Annotated in this window: 17 protein-coding genes and 1 pseudogene; 4 read left to right on the top strand and 14 right to left on the bottom strand. The window is 43.2% G+C overall.

Features of this window, described 5'->3' with window-relative positions; translation table 11 throughout:
- Window positions 1–81: 81 nt before the first annotated feature.
- The 8 genes from MKY59_RS17130 to MKY59_RS17165 form a co-directional block, all read right to left on the bottom strand.
- Entirely contained in the window at window positions 82–1131 is a 1050-nt protein-coding gene (locus MKY59_RS17130; RefSeq protein ID WP_339278425.1) for an LLM class flavin-dependent oxidoreductase, read from the bottom strand.
- A gap of 62 nt (window positions 1132–1193) precedes the next feature.
- On the bottom strand, window positions 1194–1475 hold the full coding sequence (locus tag MKY59_RS17135; RefSeq protein ID WP_339272608.1) for a metalloregulator ArsR/SmtB family transcription factor: 282 nt from the start codon (window positions 1473–1475) through the stop codon (window positions 1194–1196).
- A 146-nt stretch (window positions 1476–1621) separates the two neighbouring features.
- Complete coding sequence (locus MKY59_RS17140) at window positions 1622–2419, bottom strand: undecaprenyl-diphosphate phosphatase (RefSeq protein ID WP_339272610.1); 798 nt, start codon at window positions 2417–2419, stop codon at window positions 1622–1624.
- Between the two features lie 256 nt (window positions 2420–2675).
- Entirely contained in the window at window positions 2676–3950 is a 1275-nt protein-coding gene (locus MKY59_RS17145; RefSeq protein ID WP_339272612.1) for a diguanylate cyclase, read from the bottom strand.
- Window positions 3951–4150: 200 nt separating this feature from the next.
- On the bottom strand, window positions 4151–4663 hold the full coding sequence (locus tag MKY59_RS17150; protein ID WP_339272614.1) for a ClbS/DfsB family four-helix bundle protein: 513 nt from the start codon (window positions 4661–4663) through the stop codon (window positions 4151–4153).
- 387 nt (window positions 4664–5050) lie between these two features.
- Complete coding sequence (locus tag MKY59_RS17155; protein ID WP_236412461.1) at window positions 5051–5497, bottom strand: GNAT family N-acetyltransferase; 447 nt, start codon at window positions 5495–5497, stop codon at window positions 5051–5053.
- Between the two features lie 165 nt (window positions 5498–5662).
- Window positions 5663–6586: an IS3 family transposase gene (locus MKY59_RS17160; protein WP_339278426.1), complete on the bottom strand. Its 924-nt coding sequence runs from the start codon at window positions 6584–6586 to the stop codon at window positions 5663–5665.
- On the bottom strand, window positions 6535–6852 hold the full coding sequence (locus MKY59_RS17165; RefSeq protein WP_339272616.1) for a transposase: 318 nt from the start codon (window positions 6850–6852) through the stop codon (window positions 6535–6537). Before MKY59_RS17165 ends, MKY59_RS17160 begins: the two co-directional genes overlap by 52 nt.
- Before the next feature lie 50 nt (window positions 6853–6902).
- Between MKY59_RS17165 and MKY59_RS17170 the strand changes: the two genes are divergently transcribed.
- Together MKY59_RS17170 and MKY59_RS17175 are read left to right on the top strand one after the other, a co-directional pair.
- The gene (locus tag MKY59_RS17170; RefSeq protein ID WP_339272618.1) at window positions 6903–7247 is read left to right on the top strand and encodes an aldo/keto reductase; all 345 of its coding nucleotides are present in this window, start codon (window positions 6903–6905) and stop codon (window positions 7245–7247) included.
- 53 nt (window positions 7248–7300) lie between these two features.
- Window positions 7301–7435, top strand: a pseudogene (locus tag MKY59_RS17175) (MFS transporter); the annotation flags it as partial.
- 489 nt (window positions 7436–7924) lie between these two features.
- Here the strand turns inward: MKY59_RS17175 and MKY59_RS17180 are convergent.
- The 3 genes from MKY59_RS17180 to MKY59_RS17190 form a co-directional block, all read right to left on the bottom strand.
- On the bottom strand, window positions 7925–9856 hold the full coding sequence (locus tag MKY59_RS17180) for a fructose-1,6-bisphosphatase (RefSeq protein WP_339272620.1): 1932 nt from the start codon (window positions 9854–9856) through the stop codon (window positions 7925–7927).
- A gap of 446 nt (window positions 9857–10302) precedes the next feature.
- Entirely contained in the window at window positions 10303–11229 is a 927-nt protein-coding gene (locus tag MKY59_RS17185) for an alpha/beta hydrolase (protein WP_339272622.1), read from the bottom strand.
- 108 nt (window positions 11230–11337) lie between these two features.
- A complete protein-coding gene (locus MKY59_RS17190) occupies window positions 11338–12120 on the bottom strand; it encodes a TetR/AcrR family transcriptional regulator (protein WP_339272624.1) in 783 nt (260 codons plus the stop codon).
- Between the two features lie 225 nt (window positions 12121–12345).
- Here MKY59_RS17190 and MKY59_RS17195 point away from each other — a divergent pair, with 225 nt between their 5' ends.
- Window positions 12346–12942 (top strand): sigma-70 family RNA polymerase sigma factor, encoded by a 597-nt coding sequence (locus MKY59_RS17195; protein WP_339272626.1) that lies wholly within the window; start codon window positions 12346–12348, stop codon window positions 12940–12942.
- A 76-nt stretch (window positions 12943–13018) separates the two neighbouring features.
- A complete protein-coding gene (locus MKY59_RS17200; protein ID WP_339272628.1) occupies window positions 13019–13861 on the top strand; it encodes a DUF4367 domain-containing protein in 843 nt (280 codons plus the stop codon).
- A gap of 81 nt (window positions 13862–13942) precedes the next feature.
- Here MKY59_RS17200 and MKY59_RS17205 read toward each other — a convergent pair whose 3' ends face one another.
- The 3 genes from MKY59_RS17205 to MKY59_RS17215 form a co-directional block, all read right to left on the bottom strand.
- On the bottom strand, window positions 13943–14365 hold the full coding sequence (locus MKY59_RS17205; RefSeq protein WP_339272630.1) for a tetratricopeptide repeat protein: 423 nt from the start codon (window positions 14363–14365) through the stop codon (window positions 13943–13945).
- 558 nt (window positions 14366–14923) lie between these two features.
- Entirely contained in the window at window positions 14924–16912 is a 1989-nt protein-coding gene (locus MKY59_RS17210; protein WP_339272633.1) for a methyl-accepting chemotaxis protein, read from the bottom strand.
- 190 nt (window positions 16913–17102) lie between these two features.
- Entirely contained in the window at window positions 17103–18341 is a 1239-nt protein-coding gene (locus MKY59_RS17215) for an MFS transporter (RefSeq protein WP_236412451.1), read from the bottom strand.
- Window positions 18342–18409 lie beyond the last annotated feature (68 nt).

The raw sequence follows: 18409 nt of genomic DNA on the forward strand, positions 1-18409 counted from the left end.
CACATTCATTTCTATAGTTCCAAAACTGTAGAACTCATGTTTAATATTGAGCTGTATCTGATTAGCTCACATCCTGTCTTCTTATTTTCTGGCGAGCTCCTTACGAACAATAGGAGCAACTTTAGTGCCGAGAAGCTCGATCGTCCGCAGCAATTCCAAATGAGACAGTGAGCTGAAATCAACATACATCAGAAAACGGGTCAAACTTAATTTCTCTTGCGCAAGCAGGATCTTCTCGGCTACATATTCTGGATCACCAACATATAGAGCACCCCGAAGGCTGCAAGCTTCTTTGAACGTGTCGTGAGTATAAGGTGCCCACCCTCGTTCCCGTCCAATCTTATTCATCTGCTCGGCCATAACGGGAAAGTACTGTTCAGCGGCTGATTCAAAGGATTCCGCAATAAAACCATGGGAATGTGTTGCAATTTGCAGCTTACCGGGATCGTGTCCGGCTTTCTTAGCAGCTTCCTTATATAGCTCCACCAATGGTGCAAAACGTTCCGGCATGCCACCGATAATGGAGAAGATTACGGGAAGACCCAGTATACCGGCTCGAATGGCTGACTCCGGGTTACCGCCAGTGGCGATCCATACCGGCAATGGGTCTTGTTGTGCACGGGGATATACGCCCATATCATGAATAGCCGGACGATGTCCGCCACCCCACGTCACCTTTTCATTAGCGCGTATTTTTAATAAAAGTTCAAGTTTCTCTTCGTACAACTCTTCGTAGTCGTTCAAGTTATACCCGAACAGTGGAAACGACTCAACAAAAGAGCCGCGTCCGGCCATGATCTCAGCACGCCCTTTCGATAGAACGTCCAGTGTTGCGAAATCCTGATATACCCGGACAGGATCATCCGAAGAGAGCACCGTTACAGCGCTGGATAGCCGAATCCGCTTCGTTGTGGATGCTGCAGTCGCAAGAATGACCGCCGGTGATGAGCTTGTATAGTCGATTCGATGATGTTCGCCAACAGCATACACATCGAGCCCAACCTGATCAGCCAATTGAATTTCCTCGATCGCTTGCCGCAGCCTCTCTGCTGGCGATACACCACCATGCTCTGGATTGGTATGTAGAAAGGTAGTTATGCCCAATTCCATGTTTTTTGACCTTTTTTCCATCATTATTTGCTCCTTTATCATTTCTTCACTTCTAGAAATGTAGAACTGTTGCTCAAAAAAATTTACGCCAGCAAATAAGGCGCAAATTTCTCTGCCATTTCCCGATCAACACAATAATGAATATACGATCCACTTTTAGACGAATGAATTAAGCCCGAGTCAGTTAATTGCTTCAGGTGATGTGACAACGTCGAGCTAGCTACGGTTTCCAGTTTCTCTCCAATAGCTGTAAAGCATTGATTGCTCTCTTTCACCAGCAGCAATGCAATTTTTAAACGTGTGGGTTCACCTAACGCCTTGTATATTTTGACCGCCTGGCCCATTTCTTTTTCGTTTTCAGTCATGGTTAATGACCTCCTTTTCAAGCACAACTCTACATTTCTATAAGTGTAGAACTGATGATAACACCTTATTGTTTAAATGTAAAGGGAACTATGGCTTGCCACCAGAGCTTGAGTTAACGAAAGTGGAACCGGTGCGGATCGAGCTGTTACTGCATGACGATGGAATAAAAGAGAGCTGCCAGGATGAAACGATATAGAGCAAACCACTCCAGTCTCAGTCGCTTGATGAGTTTAATAAACGTCACAACCGCAATCATGGCTATAAGGAAGGAAGTTATAAAGCCAATTAACATCAGATATATATCGTCTGAGCGAAGTAAATCGCGACTATCGTATAAATCCAGCAAGGTTGCACCAAACATGACTGGTACTGAAATAAGGAAGGTAAAATCCGCGGCTGCTTTTTGGCTGGTCCCCAGCAAAAGGCCGCCTGAAATTGTCGATCCTGATCTCGAAAACCCTGGCCACAAAGCCAAACATTGGAACAGGCCAATACCGAAAGCTTGTTTATAATTAATGTTATCCATCGTATCAGCGGTTTCTTTTCTTCTGCTCCGTGCTGCGACAATCAACAACACGCCACCTGCAACCAAACCAATCAAGACAGGAGTTGGACCGAATAATTGGCTTTTGATCGTATCCTTGAAGAGAAGATATACAATTAACGCTGGTACCATAGCTAAAATCATATGGATCACGTTTAGTCCTTTTGAAAAATCCATCTTGATTAAATTTGACCCAATTTCCATATATCTTTTCCAGTAAAGAATGAGCACTGCCATTACTGCGCCCAACTGTATAACTATTTTAAAGGTTGTTGACGCTTCTCCCTCAAAGTTAAGCAAATCACCTGCCAAAATAAGATGTCCAGTAGACGATACTGGTAAAAACTCGGTTAAGCCTTCTATGATACCGAGTATTATTGCTTTAATTACATCCGTCATCCGTAAATATCCTCCTTAGGAAAATAAACTTGTTTAACAATTATAAGTATAAGGGGTTTTGTTTGTTCCCTCCCATCGATTAACGTAACAATATTCGATTCAGCGTGACATTATTGTCACATAGGATGTGAATCTCTTTCGAATATGGCAAAACGGATAACGATGTTCGATTCGAAGAAAAAACGAAACGACCGTTCTCCGGTAAAGTGCCGGGAAACGGTCGCAATTTCATATTGTTTTTTGTTACACCGATATTTTACGAATGAAAAAAGGAGAATATACGATATGTATTTTTTCCTTCTGCCTTAGCCAGATAGAGTGCGGCATCTGCTTTTTGAAGAAGCTCTTTGACGGTATCCCCTTTTTCGCAAAATGCGATGCCTATGCTGGAAGTCGTACGAAGTTCCTGCCCTCCGATATTCCAAGGAAGCTGCAATTGTTCTAAAATATTTTCGGCCAAAACACGGGTATCCGAGAACGTGGTGCGAGGAAGGACAAAGACGAATTCGTCACCGCCCATTCTCGTTAAAACCTCATGTTTACGAAGGCAAGCCCCTGCTCGCTTTACAAATTGCCGCAGCAATTCATCCCCTGCTTCATGACCTAATGTATCATTGATCTGCTTGAAATGATCCAGATCGGCAAACATCACAGCCACCTGTTCTACGCCCGTTGTTTCTTCATTTAAAACCTGATTTAACATTTTCGTTAGAAACCTTCGGTTTGGCGCTCCGGTTAAAGCATCACGGTAACTTAATTGCTCCAGTTGTTCCTGATGCTTTTTTCGCTCTGTCACTTCCCTTCCGACCAGCATCATATTTTTAAAATTACCGTGTTCATCAAACATGGGCGTTCCCTTCAACTCCAGCCATACGGGATCTCCCTGCTCATGTTGGCGTTGTATTTCATAGGTAAAGGGCTGTTGCAAGAGCAGCATCTCCATAAAAACGGCACGAAACTCCTCATCCACTTCGTCATTCGGGTTGTAGAATACCCACTTGCCTATATACTCTTTTGGATCAAACCCAAGTACCATCTTATGAGAAGGAGACGCATACTCCACGATTCCGTCAAGATTGATCAGCTGGATCAAATCCAGCGAATTATCCGCTAACAATCGATAACGTTCTTCGCTTTCCTTCAGAGCCGTAAGCAGCTTTTTTTGCTCCGTAATGTTCTTGCCCACTCCAAAAACGCCATTGACCTTCCCTTCATAAAACAATGGAACCTGCTTTATTTGCAAGTAAACGATATCTCCGTTTTTATGCTGCGCTTCGGTCACGTATTGACAGGATGCACCCTTTAGAACCTCACCGAAAAACTGTTTAATCAAATCAAGCTCATGCTGACAAAATAAATCTTTGTACGACACACCCATAATTTCTTCCTTGTTATACCCTAAACATTCAGTAACCCCTTCATTCACTTCTACAATTTTTCCCTCGTTGGAAACGATAAAGATGGCATCTGGATTGTAATTAATGATCGATTTTAATGCCTCTATAGACTGCTCGCTCAAAAATTCTCTCATTCTTCTTGTTTAATCCTCCGCCATGATTACGAAATTTGTTAACGTTATACGATATAGTAGCAAATTTTGACTTCGTTTGGTATTACCAAAACTTACCAGTTGGCGTCTCGCAAGAACTTCGTTCCTTAAAACAAAAAAAAGCCGCTGTAATCGCGACTTTGAATGGTACAAGTTTTTTTTATCCTTAAACACTACATTGACTATTTCCCTTGCAACTGATTCTTTTTCCACTTTCTTATTTTGGTCCTGAATGTTGTGAATGGTGCCACGGAATTGATGTGAATATACCTTATGGCAGGCCACCTCGGATTGCTTCCCGTCCATTTTAAAGTGCCTTGAGTATATAATTCTTCGGTAGTAAGCGTATCAATCCAGGACTGGAATTGCAGCTCCACTTTTTTGAATTCTTGACGCAGCTCAGTTAACGAAAGATGAGCATAATCGTTATAAAAAGATTGATAGAGCGCACCTAACTGGTTCCATTTGTAATCAGGAGAAGGAGTTACGACTTTTTTTCCAGCACGCTCATCCTTGTCCCAACTCATCACAAGATTTAGCCACCCGAGTTGGTAAGCAATCATTTCACTTGGTGTCCGATCTACATCCTTGTCACGTGTATCTTTAAGTTCTTCAGGAATTTCGTCAAACTCACCATCAAATAACAAAAAGCGTTTATGAATCTCTTCCTTTAAACGGGTTTTAGACTCGTACATGGTACCACTCCTTATCCGTCTTTAACTGAGGTGTGTATATTATTTAATGAAAAGAGTTTCCGGTGAAGAACACTAGTGTTCGTTAGCTCATCGGATGCCACTCCTCTTTAATAAGACCGTATATAACTCGGTCAACATATTGATTGTGAAGCAGCTCATAGTTTCTAATAATTCCTTCTTGAGTAAAGCCCAAGCGTTCTGGTATCGCTCTGCTTTTGAAGTTGTTAGTTGCATGCATGTGACTGCTGGAGAATCGAAAGGTATGTCTGATCATCAATGATGGCTTTGTACATAGACTAATCGCCCCTTATTTGGTCGCCCACAATTTGGTTAGAGCTATTGTAGCAAAATCCAATAATGTTAGCTACCTAAGATCAAGAGAAGTTTCTATAATTTCCATTCATATTGAATATCAGGCAAATTCTCCTCATTCTCATGTCCTCGACCAATCATTTCAAATCCATTTTTCTCATAAAACCTTTGGGCATTTTTATTAACTTCAAATGTATATAAGGTTAATTTTCCACTGGCTTGTGCCTTTGCTTTATTAAGCAAAGTTTGCCCTATACCCCTACCTTGATAATCAATATGAATATAAAGTTGGCTGATCTCCGTTTCATTATAGGCAATCATTCCAACGACTTTGTCATCCATTAACGCTAAATCGATTTGATACTGTTCAGCTAATATATGTTTTAAGAAATAAAGATGGCTGTCGAAACTATGGATTTCAGCCTGACCAATGGCCCGTTCCTTACTGTCTCTCCACATTTTCACTGTAGGTTCAGCATACTTGGGATGATACTTAGATACTTTAATTTCTAATTTGTTCATTACATACCGCCTTTCAATGTATAGATTTTCAGAATGCAGTACCGTTTGTTTCTGTACAACTACTTTCGAGTATACAAGAATAATTATCTTATGTTAATTACAAGGTGCACTCACAGGCAAATATAATGCCAATTGCTCTTCTGTCAATAAAGTGGACACTCTCGTTTATGAGGTTTTTTGGTAATACTGTTGCTCGAATTCCCAAGGAGACAGGTAACCCAGTGTACTGTGTGAGCGTTTGCGATTATAAAAGAATTCCAAGTAGCGATATAGTGCTTCATAGGCTTCTGCCTTCGTTTTAAATCTAGGGATGCGATAGATCAGTTCTCGCTTCAATGTGCTGTGAAAGGCTTCAATACAAGCATTGTCATAGCAGTTTCCAGGCCTGCTCATACTCGCTTTCATCCCATACTGTTCCAACTTGCGTCGATACTCCTTGGAAGCATATTGTGCTCCACGATCAGAGTGGTGGATGAGCCCTTTTGCTGGCTTTTTCGCAGTATAGGCCTGGTTTAATGCATCCATGACGAGATCAGTGGTCATGCGGTCGCTCAGCTTCCAACCTACAATTTGCTTGGTATACAGATCCAAAATGCTGGCTAAATACAGTCTGCCCTGACGGCATGGGATATAGGTGATGTCTGCGACCCATTTTTCGGCCGGTTTTGAAGCTGAAAAGTCTTGCTGGAGCTCATTAGGCGCTACCGGAAACGTATGTCTGGAATCCGTTGTACACACTTTAAACTTAAGCGAAACACAGGAACGAAGTCCGTTTTCGCGCATGATGAAGCCGACCGTACGCTCCGATACGACCCAACCTTCTTTTAAAAGTTCATTGCGAATACGAGGACTACCATACCTCGAATCCGAGTCATGATAGTGCCACAAAATTCGATTCGTAAGGCGTTTCCTCCGCTGATCTCGGTTGGATGGTGCAGCCAAACGCCATTTGTAGTAGCCACTCCGAGACACTTGCAAGACCTTGCACATCTTCTCCACTCGAAAGTCGGAGCGATACTCTTCGATGAATTGGAACCTCAGTTCTTTTCCTTGCTGAAGATGTGCAGCGCCTTTTTTAGAATAGCCAATTCTTCTTTGAGATCTTCAATTTCACGGTCTTTCCGGCGTTGTTCTGCTTCATTGGCCCGTAGTGTTTGTTCGAGATTTCGGATCTTTTCGGGATGATTGACGCTTTCCTGATCGAACTGCCGATACTTGGTCATCCATTGACTCAGCGTACTTTTAGGAATATTTAAATCTTCCGCTACATCGGATAACGTCTTCGTTTGCTCCTGAATGTACTTTACCGTTTGTTTCTTAAATTCTTCATTATAGCGTTGCCGTTGTTCTCCCATGCCGTGGACACCTCTTCTTTCGTTAGGTCTATTATTTCTGTTCCTTAACGATGTGTCCACTTTTTATTCTAGCTGCAAATCATCCGTTTAAAAGCAATACAAGAAGAGGCGAAGCTTTTAATATAGAAACTCTGCGAAAACTTCAACATTTAATCGATGTAATGGGCGAGATTGGAGACAAATATAACGTTGGACCGGCGACCACAGCAATGGCTTGGGCCATTGCAAAGGGAACTGTACCCATTATAGGAGTTACCAAAGAAGCACAGATCGACGATGCATTAGCTGCTGTTCATCTCACATTAGAAAGAAAGGACATTCAAGATTTAGAACAAGCTGCTATGGAGACAGGTATATCCGTCAGAGGGGCATGGGAAAAAAGCATGAAAAAATAATTTTGCGGTTTATACTAAACGCTCTTCGGATTTGGATGGAGGAAGATCATCCCCCCAACGCAGGAATTTTCCTGATTTCTTCCCTGTTCATCGGCCTTGGCTCGGTAGTCGCCCAGATTCTTGTACCTTACGCTACTTTTTTATCTTCAGAAAAACAACGTGGACGAGTCGTGGACAATGTCTTGAGCGCGGCTGGAAGACTGCAGCTGTTCTGGGCATCATTCTTCCGGCTGCAGCGCTGCTTTACTTCTTCACCGAACGAAAATCCGTCTTTTGCAAGCTGGAACAAAGCTAAACCTGGTCACCAATACGTTCAGCCAGTCAACAGGACTTGAAACATGTCTTTTGACTGGCTTTTATCTGGTTTGCTGCACCCTTACGTGAAATGAAATAGTTGTCGCACAGGGTTATGACCATCGGGCAGCTCTTTTTTTATCTTTACTATATAGGTTGAACCAATGATTTTTACACAGAGACACTACGGGGTCAGAACCATCTTCCGATCGCTGTTATCCCTAGATTTCTTTGATCCCCTTTTTCAAGGGGAAAATCCGGTGATCAGCCTATGCTTCCGAAGCAGCTTTCTTACAGAAAGCGTTTAGACCGCTTCGCTTCTCCAGATTCTTTCTGCCCTCTTCGTTATCGTATAAATTTCCGGTTCAATCTATATAGTCGTTTCACTTCATGTAACGATATTCCAGCAGTTTTTTCAAATTCGAAATTTTTTGCTGCAGCTTCTCCCCAACATTGGTTTCCCTCACAAGCTTCCGTTCCAGTTCTTTGTCCACCAGTCTTTTTACAGACAATACGTCCGTGCCGTTGCATAACACGTCTTCTTTTGAATTAAACTTCTGATGGGCGACGAGCTGCATGCCAAAGGAATTATACAACAAGGTATATCCGGCGATGCCTGTTGTGGATTGATAGGCTTTGGAAAAACCGCCGTCAATGACGATCATTTTCCCGTTTGCTTTAATGGGGTTCTCTCCACGAATTTCTCTAACTGGCGTGTGGCCGTTAATGATATGTCCGTGATCCGGATTCAAATCAAACTCCAGCAGAATTTTCCGGCAGATCTCTTCATTTTCACGCAAATAGTAGTAAGGGTTCTTTCTCTCCTTATGGGTTTCTTTATCCTGGATAAAGTACCGTTCAAAGGTGGTCATTTCTCTTTTTCCGAAGAGCGAGGAACACTCCCCTGTCCAGATGTACCATACCATATCCGTAGCCAGATCATCCGTCTCTTCCGGATGCGCAAAGGAGTAGCGCAAGTAATATTCAAAAACATCGAGCAGCTGGCGGCCCGAATACGTTTTGTCTTCAATCTGCATTTCTTCCATGTTTCCTTCTTCATCCAAAGGAATACAGCCGTGGATTAACAGATTCCCGTTGTATTTTAAATAAAGGCTGCCCTTTTTCATCAGAAAATTCATATGTCTGGCCAGCTTTTCGGAATGCTGAACGGAGAACAGCAGCTTTTCCATCACCTCGTGTTCTTCCTTCAGCAATTGTTCAGGCTGCTGCGGGTCTACGGTTGCGAAACAGGTGTTTTCCAGCGGGTACGTTTTTTCGCCGATTTTGATTTCATTTTTGTCGTAATCAATCTGCTCAAGCAAAAGTCTTTCTGCCATATTAAAGTATGGGCGTCTCTTGATAATCGGAACTTCAAGCTTGAACTGGATCATGGCAATAGCTTGATGAATTTTGGTGATCTGCAGAATTTCTTGCTCCGTTACATTATGGCCTGCCTGCAGCTTCGGTCTGAAGGCCGCATTGTCATCATAGTATTTCTCCGCCAAGTTCAGCAGTGGGCGAAGATTGATACCGTAAACGTCTTCGATGATATCCAGATTGTCGTATCTGGCGCAGATTCGGATAATATTCGCAAGGCAGACCAGGGAACCCGCGTAGGCGCCGATCCACAGGACATCATGGTTCCCCCACTGAATGTCTACAGAATGGTAGTTGATCAGCGTGTCCATAATTTTATCGGGGTCCGGTCCCCGGTCATAGATATCTCCGACCACATGAAGATGGTCAACCACTAAGTGCTGGGTCGTATAAGCAAGGCCGATAATGAGCTTGTCCGCCTGGCCCAAGGAGATGATTTGCCGGTATATTTCCTCATAATAAGGATCCTTATTGTTGGTCGAATCTGTTTTGTATAAAAGCTCTTCTACAATATATACATACTGCTCCGGCAGAGCTTTACGCAATTTCGAGCGCGTATACTTGGAAGAGGCATACGAAATAAGCTTAAGCATTTGTTCAATCGTTTGTCTATACCATTGGTTCAAGGCTTGTTTACTGCATAGGGCTCCTTTAACCAGCTGTATTTTTTCTTCCGGATAATACACTAATGCCGCAAAATCATTGATTTCTTGATCCGTCCAAACCTCTCGGAATAAATCTTTGATTTTCTCTTTGACGGTACCCGAACCGTTTCTTAGTACATGCTGAAAAGCCTGGAACTCCCCATGCAAATCACTGACAAAATGCTCGGTTCCTTTGGGGAGATTGGAGATCGCTTCAAGGTTGATGATCTCGGTGATGACTTTTTCTTCCGTATCATATTTCTGGGCCAATAAATCTAGAAACTGCGCATCCAAAACAGATGTCCCCCTTCAAGGAAATAAGTGGTTATGATCCATACTTACTAACAAATGAATAGAAACTTACATTTAATTATTCATATCATAACATATACCCAACATTTTAGCTTACTCACGTTGAGAAGATAAATTTTAAGGTACCGGGCTCAGCGGTTTTGCTCAGGCTAGTCAGGAGTTCGAACTACCGCCCAACAGGAGATCACTATGCAAAAGGTGATCAAGATGTTTTGAATGTGAATTTGATCAGTTCTTCACCTCATTAATAGATTTGCCGAGCCGATTCGCGGCGCCGTAGCAACAGCAGTTCCCCATACGATACGTTTATCCTTCAAAGTTAATTATATTCACATTTTCTGAATTACAAAAAGGCCAACCAGTAATTGCTGGTTAACCCGATCTTACGAAAAGGGGTAATTTAGCGACCAGCAGGCAACGATCGCGGTTCATTTCAAATGGAGGGACTCTATCGCTTTCATAACTACCTCTGGGTGATTTTGGGGAATCATGTGTGCAACGTTTTCCTGTACGATCAGTGTGGAGGTCGGAATTTCTTTGTGCAGTCGGAAACTATGCTCCTTTGTTTCGAAAGGATCGTCCGCGCCTACCATAATGACTAGTGGCACCTTGATTTCTTTGTATCTCTCCGAAACAGCCTTGGCAGCGGGAACAAAAGCAAGAACATCTTCTCGGTTGGCCCTGAATTGGGATGGTCGAAGCCAGAAAGCATATGTTGCTTTTCGATACGCTTCGGGGACCTGTTCCGGCTTAAAGGTGTTTTTTAGAATGATATCGGCCAATGAAGGTCCAATTACAGCCAACAACATGTTCATCAGGACTCTTCCCAACACAGGAATGGTAATGATGGTGGAGATGGGGTCGCCTCTCTCGGCAGGGTATCCTTCCGAGTACATGCCAGCGCCTAGCGTGACAAGCCCGGATATGTCATCTGGATAATCCAGTGCATACGTTAGCATCAACACCCCGCTCCATGAATGGGCAACCAGTATCGGCTTTTCGACGCCCAGCGTCTTTAAGGCTTCGTGAATCAGCTTTGCTTGCATTTTGGGTGTCATCTGCATGTTTCCGGGGCGATCACTATACCCGTAGCCTGGCCGATCAAACGCAATTCCGCGAAAACCGCTGGATGCCGCTAGATCTATCACCTGTTTGAAATCATTCCCGGTCAAAACGCCGCCATGAAGAAAAACGACCGTCCTTCCTTCGCCTTTACTTATATAATGAAGTTTCATTCCTTTTACCGTTACAAACGTTCCGGTTGGAGGAAATTGCTTCTCTGCCCGCCGAAATTGGAATTGGCCATACCAATAAAGAGCCGCCATGAACATCACGATGATCGCTAACACAACCACCCGTATTCCTCCTCACGATCATTATATTCACATACTTATATATACATTAAAAACGTACTATATAGTATGTTAATGGCATAATAACGCGTTTAATCTCAGGACAAATGTCTAATGGTTGGCAGGCCCTCTAATTCCATGCCACAACGTTTTTGATATCGTATGGATAAGGGCGCGCAATGAATCCGGCCGTGGGTCGAGCATCCATTCGATGAGAACGCCTTTTAGCAATGCATCCAGCATCAAGGCGATCGAACGGGGATCGACGTCTTCTGCCATGTACCCCCTTCGTTGCATTTCTTGCAGCAATATCCCTATTTCATCCATCATGTGTCCGTGAAGTTTTTGCAAGTTTTCGCGGATCTCGGCTTCTCCGGAAACTAAAAACTCCAAAAATAGGCTGGATCGTTCTTCTCCAGCCTCAAGGCAATTAAACTGGGACTCCAACCATTCCGACAAGGCAGTCATCGGTTCGTTCGATGACAGTATATGGTCCACTTGGTGGGGAAGCAGTCGAAGCTGCTGCTCATAAGTTTGTTTTAAAATCGAAAGAAACAAATCTTGCTTGCTGGAGAAATGCCAATAAACCGCCCCCTTGCTTAGCCCGGCATACTCGGCAACTTTATCCAAAGAAGAGTTTACATATCCGTTTGAAGAAAAGACATGTGCAGCTGCTTCCAGTACGCGGGAACTTGTGTCCGTAAGATCGGCATGGAGTTCCGCTTGCCTTTCCTTTAACCATTCCCTCATCTGCTCCTTGCTGCCAAAATGTCTGCGGACAGCAGTCCAATGTACGCCGGCCACTCTGGCTATGTCAGCAAATGTAATCAGGTCGAATGCTTTCGTCTTGACTAATTGTTCTGCTGCTTGAAAAACTTTGTCACGAACATTCAAATCGAATCACCTCCACACACCTACTATAGATGTGTTATTCAGATACCCATCAGTATGCTAAATATAATAAAACCCCTTCAGTATGTTGTCAATTTAATGCATTGTTCTTCCCCCGTAACAGCTCCCGATTTACCGATGAATGACGTCATATCAAGTTTTTTCGATCGATTTGTCACATTTGCCTGATGCTGTTCCGTAATACAAGTTGTAAGGAGGGGAAGCAACTTGGACGAACCGATTCAACAAATTGTCAGTGACGTTCTGAAAGGGGAGAAAGACAAGTATGCATTGATCGTCATGCGTTGCGAAAAATTCATCTTCAATTACTGCTACCACATGCTCGGGGATTATGGAGAAGCAGAGGATTGCAGTCAAGAGGTGTTCTTGAAGGCATACCGCAGCTTGCACAAATACGATCCAGACAGACCCTATGAGGCATGGTTGTACCGGATTGCCTTTAACCATTGCATTGACTTGCTGCGCAAACGCAAAATCACGCGATTTCTGCCCTTTTTGTACAAAAGTGACCGGGACAACAACCAGGTCGATCAAGCTATTGATCACAAATATTACAATCCGTCCGTGCTGCGTGCGCTGGCCATGTTGTCCGCCGAGGAACGAAGCTTGCTGATTCTGCGCTGCGTCGAGGAAAAGAGCTATAACGAAATTAGCCCTATTCTGAATCAAAACGCGACCTATTTACGAAAGAAATACGAGCGGGCCGCCGCCAAATTCAGAACATACTACGTCAGTACAGAGGAGGAAAGAAAAAATGAGCATCGACCCCGGCCAAGACCTGAAACCACTATTTCAAAGAGTTGAACCTTCAGGAACCGCCCTTCAAGATCGGATCATGAACAACATAGGAGAAAAACCTTTCAAAAGGGAGCGATTTTTTGTGAAAAATAGAGTGAGCTTTCTCCTCTTAGCCGGCATGCTGCTGACTGCATCAACGGGATTTGCCGCCGTAAAATACCAGTCCTTGGCCAACGACAAAGGGGAGATTCTTTTTCAAGAAAAGCCGTTCTCCACTGCCCCTGCATCGAATCGCACCGAGGACGAAGCAAAACGAATTTCCAGAATGAACGAAATTTGGGTGAATGACATCAAGCCCGGCGAGGCTGCGATCATCTACGTCGTGCCGAACAATCCGAACCATGTCCTCGATCTCAAAGCCAATTCACATATCGTAAAGAGTTTCGCCGAATTAAAGAAAATGCTGCATGTACCCGGCATGCCCCTATCCAAGGAACTCTCTGGCTCAAGCACGTATACGTTCCAAAAGGCAAGCGTACATATGGAGCACGGGATGGATCTGAATACGCTCTCCGAAGAGGAAAAAACAAAAATTGCAAAGAAACTGCTGGCCGAAGCCCAAGCTTCCGGCAAAGATTATGCCTTGATGCCGGTGAATTTTACGGATGATTTCTGGCTGTCGTTCCTAACCTATGCCAGCGGCAAAAATGAAATTTCACTAAGTATCCTAAACGCCAAAAATACCGGCCCTGTCACCGCCTCATATGAAGACGGACTGAACAGCACCAGCCAAAAAATAAAAATAAACGGACAGGACGTCATTCAGAGAACCTCTCGCGGGGGTTCCACCGAGTTAATATGGGTCTATGAGGAACCTGAAACCAGCTATGTTTATCACTACACCCTAAGTGTCCGCAAAGGTAATATCTCTCCGGAAGAGCTGATCCGCATTGCCGAAACGATCATTCCCGGCTCGAAACATTGAGCATCCCCGCTTCGTTCTACACAAGACTAGACCCGCTGGTGAGCCCCGGTGGGTCTTTTCATTATGTTCTTATCCTCTCAATCAAATCTCTATTTTTGTCTCTAAAAACTCCAGATACTTTGGATCATCCTCCATAAAAATCCCAATACCCGCACCCATGTAAGCCCGTGTTAACTCGTCCGCCGCCTTTTCAAGGTTCCCCTGTTCATAATACAACTGCCCTAACCGGAGATGAATATAGGGATTCCCTACTCCCTTCGGACATTGTACAGCGTTATAAAAGCATTTGAATGCCTTATCGTAATTTTTCATATGGAAATGGACATCCCCGATTGCCACGTATAACCACGTAGCGGCCTCCCATTCTTGATGATTTTCCGGTAATAATCGCAGGGCCTTAACATACTTATGCTTGCCCGCCTCAAAATCGCCTGCCTTCACCAAATCATCGCCTTGTTTACTTAGAGCTGTAATCTCGCCATAGGTTGAATCTGAAAGCTGCATCGCTATTTCTCCTGTCCTATTCAATTTGTATCATTTTCTAACGAATGATCGTTTTTTGATTTTCATCAAAAATGATTGCGCCTTGTATCGCCAACAAATATTCTATCGCCCAAATGAAATGATTCGTGAAATCCAGAGTATTTGCCCACTAACCTGACACGTAAAAAACGCGCGCCCTGAAAATGAAAGTTCTTCAAGGCCTGCTTTTGATTAAAAATACCTCCATACATCCTCAGTCCAGCAAAAACCATTCTTCGCCCATCGGTCTCCGAAATTACGGTGCAATCATGCAGTTCCAGTTTCGGACCCAATACCTTACCTGAGTCCGAATAATAATCATATTACCCTCTGTTCATTCTGCCCCAGATCGCGTTCTATGAAAATCCTGCAAATTTACCAATTCAAGTCTTCGATCTGCAATATTCAACAATAATAAACCTCCTTCTGATTCATTGTTGGTCATACAATAAACTAGAAGGACAGTTTCTGGTAGCGCAATGGATTAACGTTTTTAGAATTCTATTTCCTCATATAGACCTCAACTGATTTTGGTGGTTTTTATAAAACAAATCGTTTCACTTTTTGATTCAGAGAATGTGAAATGCCCTGAATCTCTTCGCTGGTTGACTTAATCCCATTTATCGCGGTTAATTGTTCTTGACTTGCCGCCACTACTTTTTCAAAAGCATTAGATGATTGATCAGCAATATTAGCGATCTCATTGACGGAAGCTGTAACTTCTTCTGAACCCGCAGACAGTTCCTCCGTCACAGCGGACACATCTATAATCTGTTGAACAACATTTTTCGTAGCGTTTTGTATCTGTTCAAGCGCTAACTTGGCACGGTCTGCTAACTCTACTCCCTGAATGGATTCTTTGTATACTTTCAAATTCATAACATGATGAATTTGCTGAACAAGCGTATTCACTTGCTTAATATTATCTTCTATATGATTAGCTGATTCTTTTGACTTATTTGCTAGCTTCTTAACCTCGTTAGCCACCACTGCAAAGCCTCTTCCTTCTTCACCTGCCTTAGCTGCTTCGATCGCTGCATTTAGAGACAATAAATTGGTCTGCTCGGCAAGCGAAGAAATCATCAAACTCATGTCCGTAATTTGAGTATTAAGTAAATTCAACTTTTCAATATACAAAGAAGATTCTTCTACAGACTGAAGGATGATATCCATTTGTTGGCTGACCAAATCCATTTGTTGATTGCCGTGTTCAATGTCTTTCTCCGTTCTCTGAGACAATTCTGCGATCACAGTTGACGACTCAGCAATTTTTATAGTTCCAGCCGTCATTTCTTGCATCATCATCGACGATTCTTTGGTTGCCAATGCTTGTTGTTTCGTACCTTTCGCAGAAGTGTCTATTAAGCCGCTAACAAGCTCAACAGTGGTTTTGGTTTGTTCAGCCGAGCTATTTAGCTCCATGCTGGTTGACAATAATGCATTAGATGACATGGATACATCCGCAATGATGTTATGTAGGGCGGTAATCATTTGATTTGAATATTCGCTTAATCTTCCAATCTCATCCGTTCGTTTGACAATAACGCGTTCATTTAAATAGCCTTGACTTACGCGCTCAAGAACATGAACGATTTTTGCCAGTGCAGTAGTGATGCCTCTAGTCATCCAAAACAGTATGCTTATTGCGATAATAATACTTATCGTTAGTATCGTTACCAAATTTCGTAGAATGGGCTTTGCTGCTTCGTTAAATTCATCGAAGGGTAGAACTGAAATGACCTTCCAGCCTGTCATTGCATTTGTAACAAAGTAGGCTTGAGCCTGGGTGTTATCATCAGGATTATGGAGCGTAGCTTCTCCCTGATCTGTTTTAAGGATGTTTCGGTTACCGGAATCTGACAATAGTCTTCCCGTCTCGACGAAAGGATTGTAGATAACTCTCCCATCAGAATCAATGACATAAATAAAGCCTGTCTCGCCTAGTTTTGTACTTTCAAACAAATATTTAAGCGTATCCACTGAAGATTCAATAGTTATAACGCCTGATCCATTTTCAAGTGATTGAGAAAGACGAATACTGTAAGAACCATCAACGGGTGATTGCTCTATCTCGGAAATATAGACACCATCGCCCGATAATGCTTCATTATACCAAGCGCTGGATAGGATGTTTTCCGTTTGTTCTTTGTTTGGGATCTGGACAGCTTCACCTGTAGCAGAAATGGCAGATATGGATTTCAGTTCAGGATGAAGCTCTAAAAAATCCGTCATCATTTTCCGGTTATGCGGATTATCCATTTCACTTCCATCTATAAGCCGGCTTAGTTGAGCAACATTTGCCTTTTGTGCAAAGAACGTACTGTCTAGAGTCGAGCTTAGTGAAACGGAACTGGTTTTAGCCGTCTCCCCTAGTTTTATTGCAATTTGCATTTTGGATGTTTCATATGATCTCCAACCTAATGCAAGCATGGGGAGAATTATCAGTAAACTAACGATAATAGTCAGCTTAGTTCCAATCCTTCTAATCACAAATTTTTCTTTCATTCTTTTCATCCATTGCTTCTTCATCCATTAATCTCCTTTACCATCTTAAGTATACAAACGCTTGTTGAACTTAAAATTCATATCATATACTTTATCGGTAAGATACTTAGTAGTGTTTATATCTTCTTTTGTCATACTACGAATATGTCGATAATGTTCCTACATATAGACAGCGCCCGTCCTTCGAAAAAGAAGAACAGGCGCACTTTCGAGATTATTTATTCTTTTTACCGATCGGCCCCGTTTCAGGAAGCATTGCGGTCGAAATTATGGCGAACAAAGCCAAGAAGCTGAAATACAGTAAAGCGTCACGCAGTCCCGTATACTCTGCGATCCAACCGATCACAAGTGTTGAGACAGCGCCTCCGAACATGCCCACGCTTAGAATTAGTCCCTGCGCCGCGCCTGCCCGTTCCGGAGTCATGCCCTCCAATTCCATTACACTTGTAAACATGGCTGGCAGCCAGCCATTCAATGCAAGTCCAATCAAAATCACGGAAGTATACAGTAGTATTCCATCCGGAAAAGTGACGGAACCAATACATCCGACCAGCAGCAATGTTAACAATGGCCACATGAATATTTTACGTCTTCCCAAAGCGGCCATGAGAATGCCCACAAGGAGTCCCGCAACAACCGAAGCCAGCGAAATAAGGCTCGTAATGGTTCCAGACTTCGCAGCAGACATGGCTAAATCGGTTTGAAAGTAAGTGGGCAGGAACGTCTGCAAGCTTTGCGTGGACAGCATAAAGGAAAGATATGCAATAACCAGCAGAATGACCTCTTTTTTTCGAATGACCGATTTCAATGGGCTTTCTTTGGAGGAAGGTTTGTTCTGTGATTGGTCTGACATATTTCCCTGACTCGTTTGAGCGTTGTTTCTTGCAAAGATAACCCAGAGAATCGTTGTTATCAGCATAGCAATTCCAAACCACTCAAGTGTAAGTCTCCAATTTTGACCAACCAGATTATACAACGGAATCGCAACAGCCAGAGCAATGAAAGATCCAGCCAGAGACAAGATGGAGTTCAATGAATTAATCAAAGGCCGTTCTTTTGGAGGATACCAATCCATCGTGACGGCAACCGATGTTCCTGCCGAAATGCCCATCCCAACCCCGATCAACACGCGACTGATTAACAATATGGCATAGCTGGAGGTGAACAGAGGAACGAGTCCTCCGACTGTATAAAAGAGCAGTGCTATCGTACGCGTGCGTGCAATACCGAACTTGCCCATCAAGCTGCCCCCCATAGTGCCGGTCAAACCAGCTCCTAGCAGCACGATCGTAACCATGACGCCCGCCTCAGCTGTTGTGATGTGCAAATCAGTCATCATCATAGGAATGAATACTGTGGGACCAACAAAAACAATGGTTGGAATAAGTGAAGTTAACGCTGACAATATCAACATGATCCAGCGGTATTTGGAGTAAGTCACATGATGTTCCATGAGTTTATGCCACCGGAATACAATACGTATTGGACGGCATGATTCACCTCTTTAGTTCATTTTTTGGA

Source organism: Paenibacillus sp. FSL W8-0426 (genome assembly GCF_037969725.1).
Lineage (GTDB): Bacteria > Bacillota > Bacilli > Paenibacillales > Paenibacillaceae > Paenibacillus > Paenibacillus hubeiensis.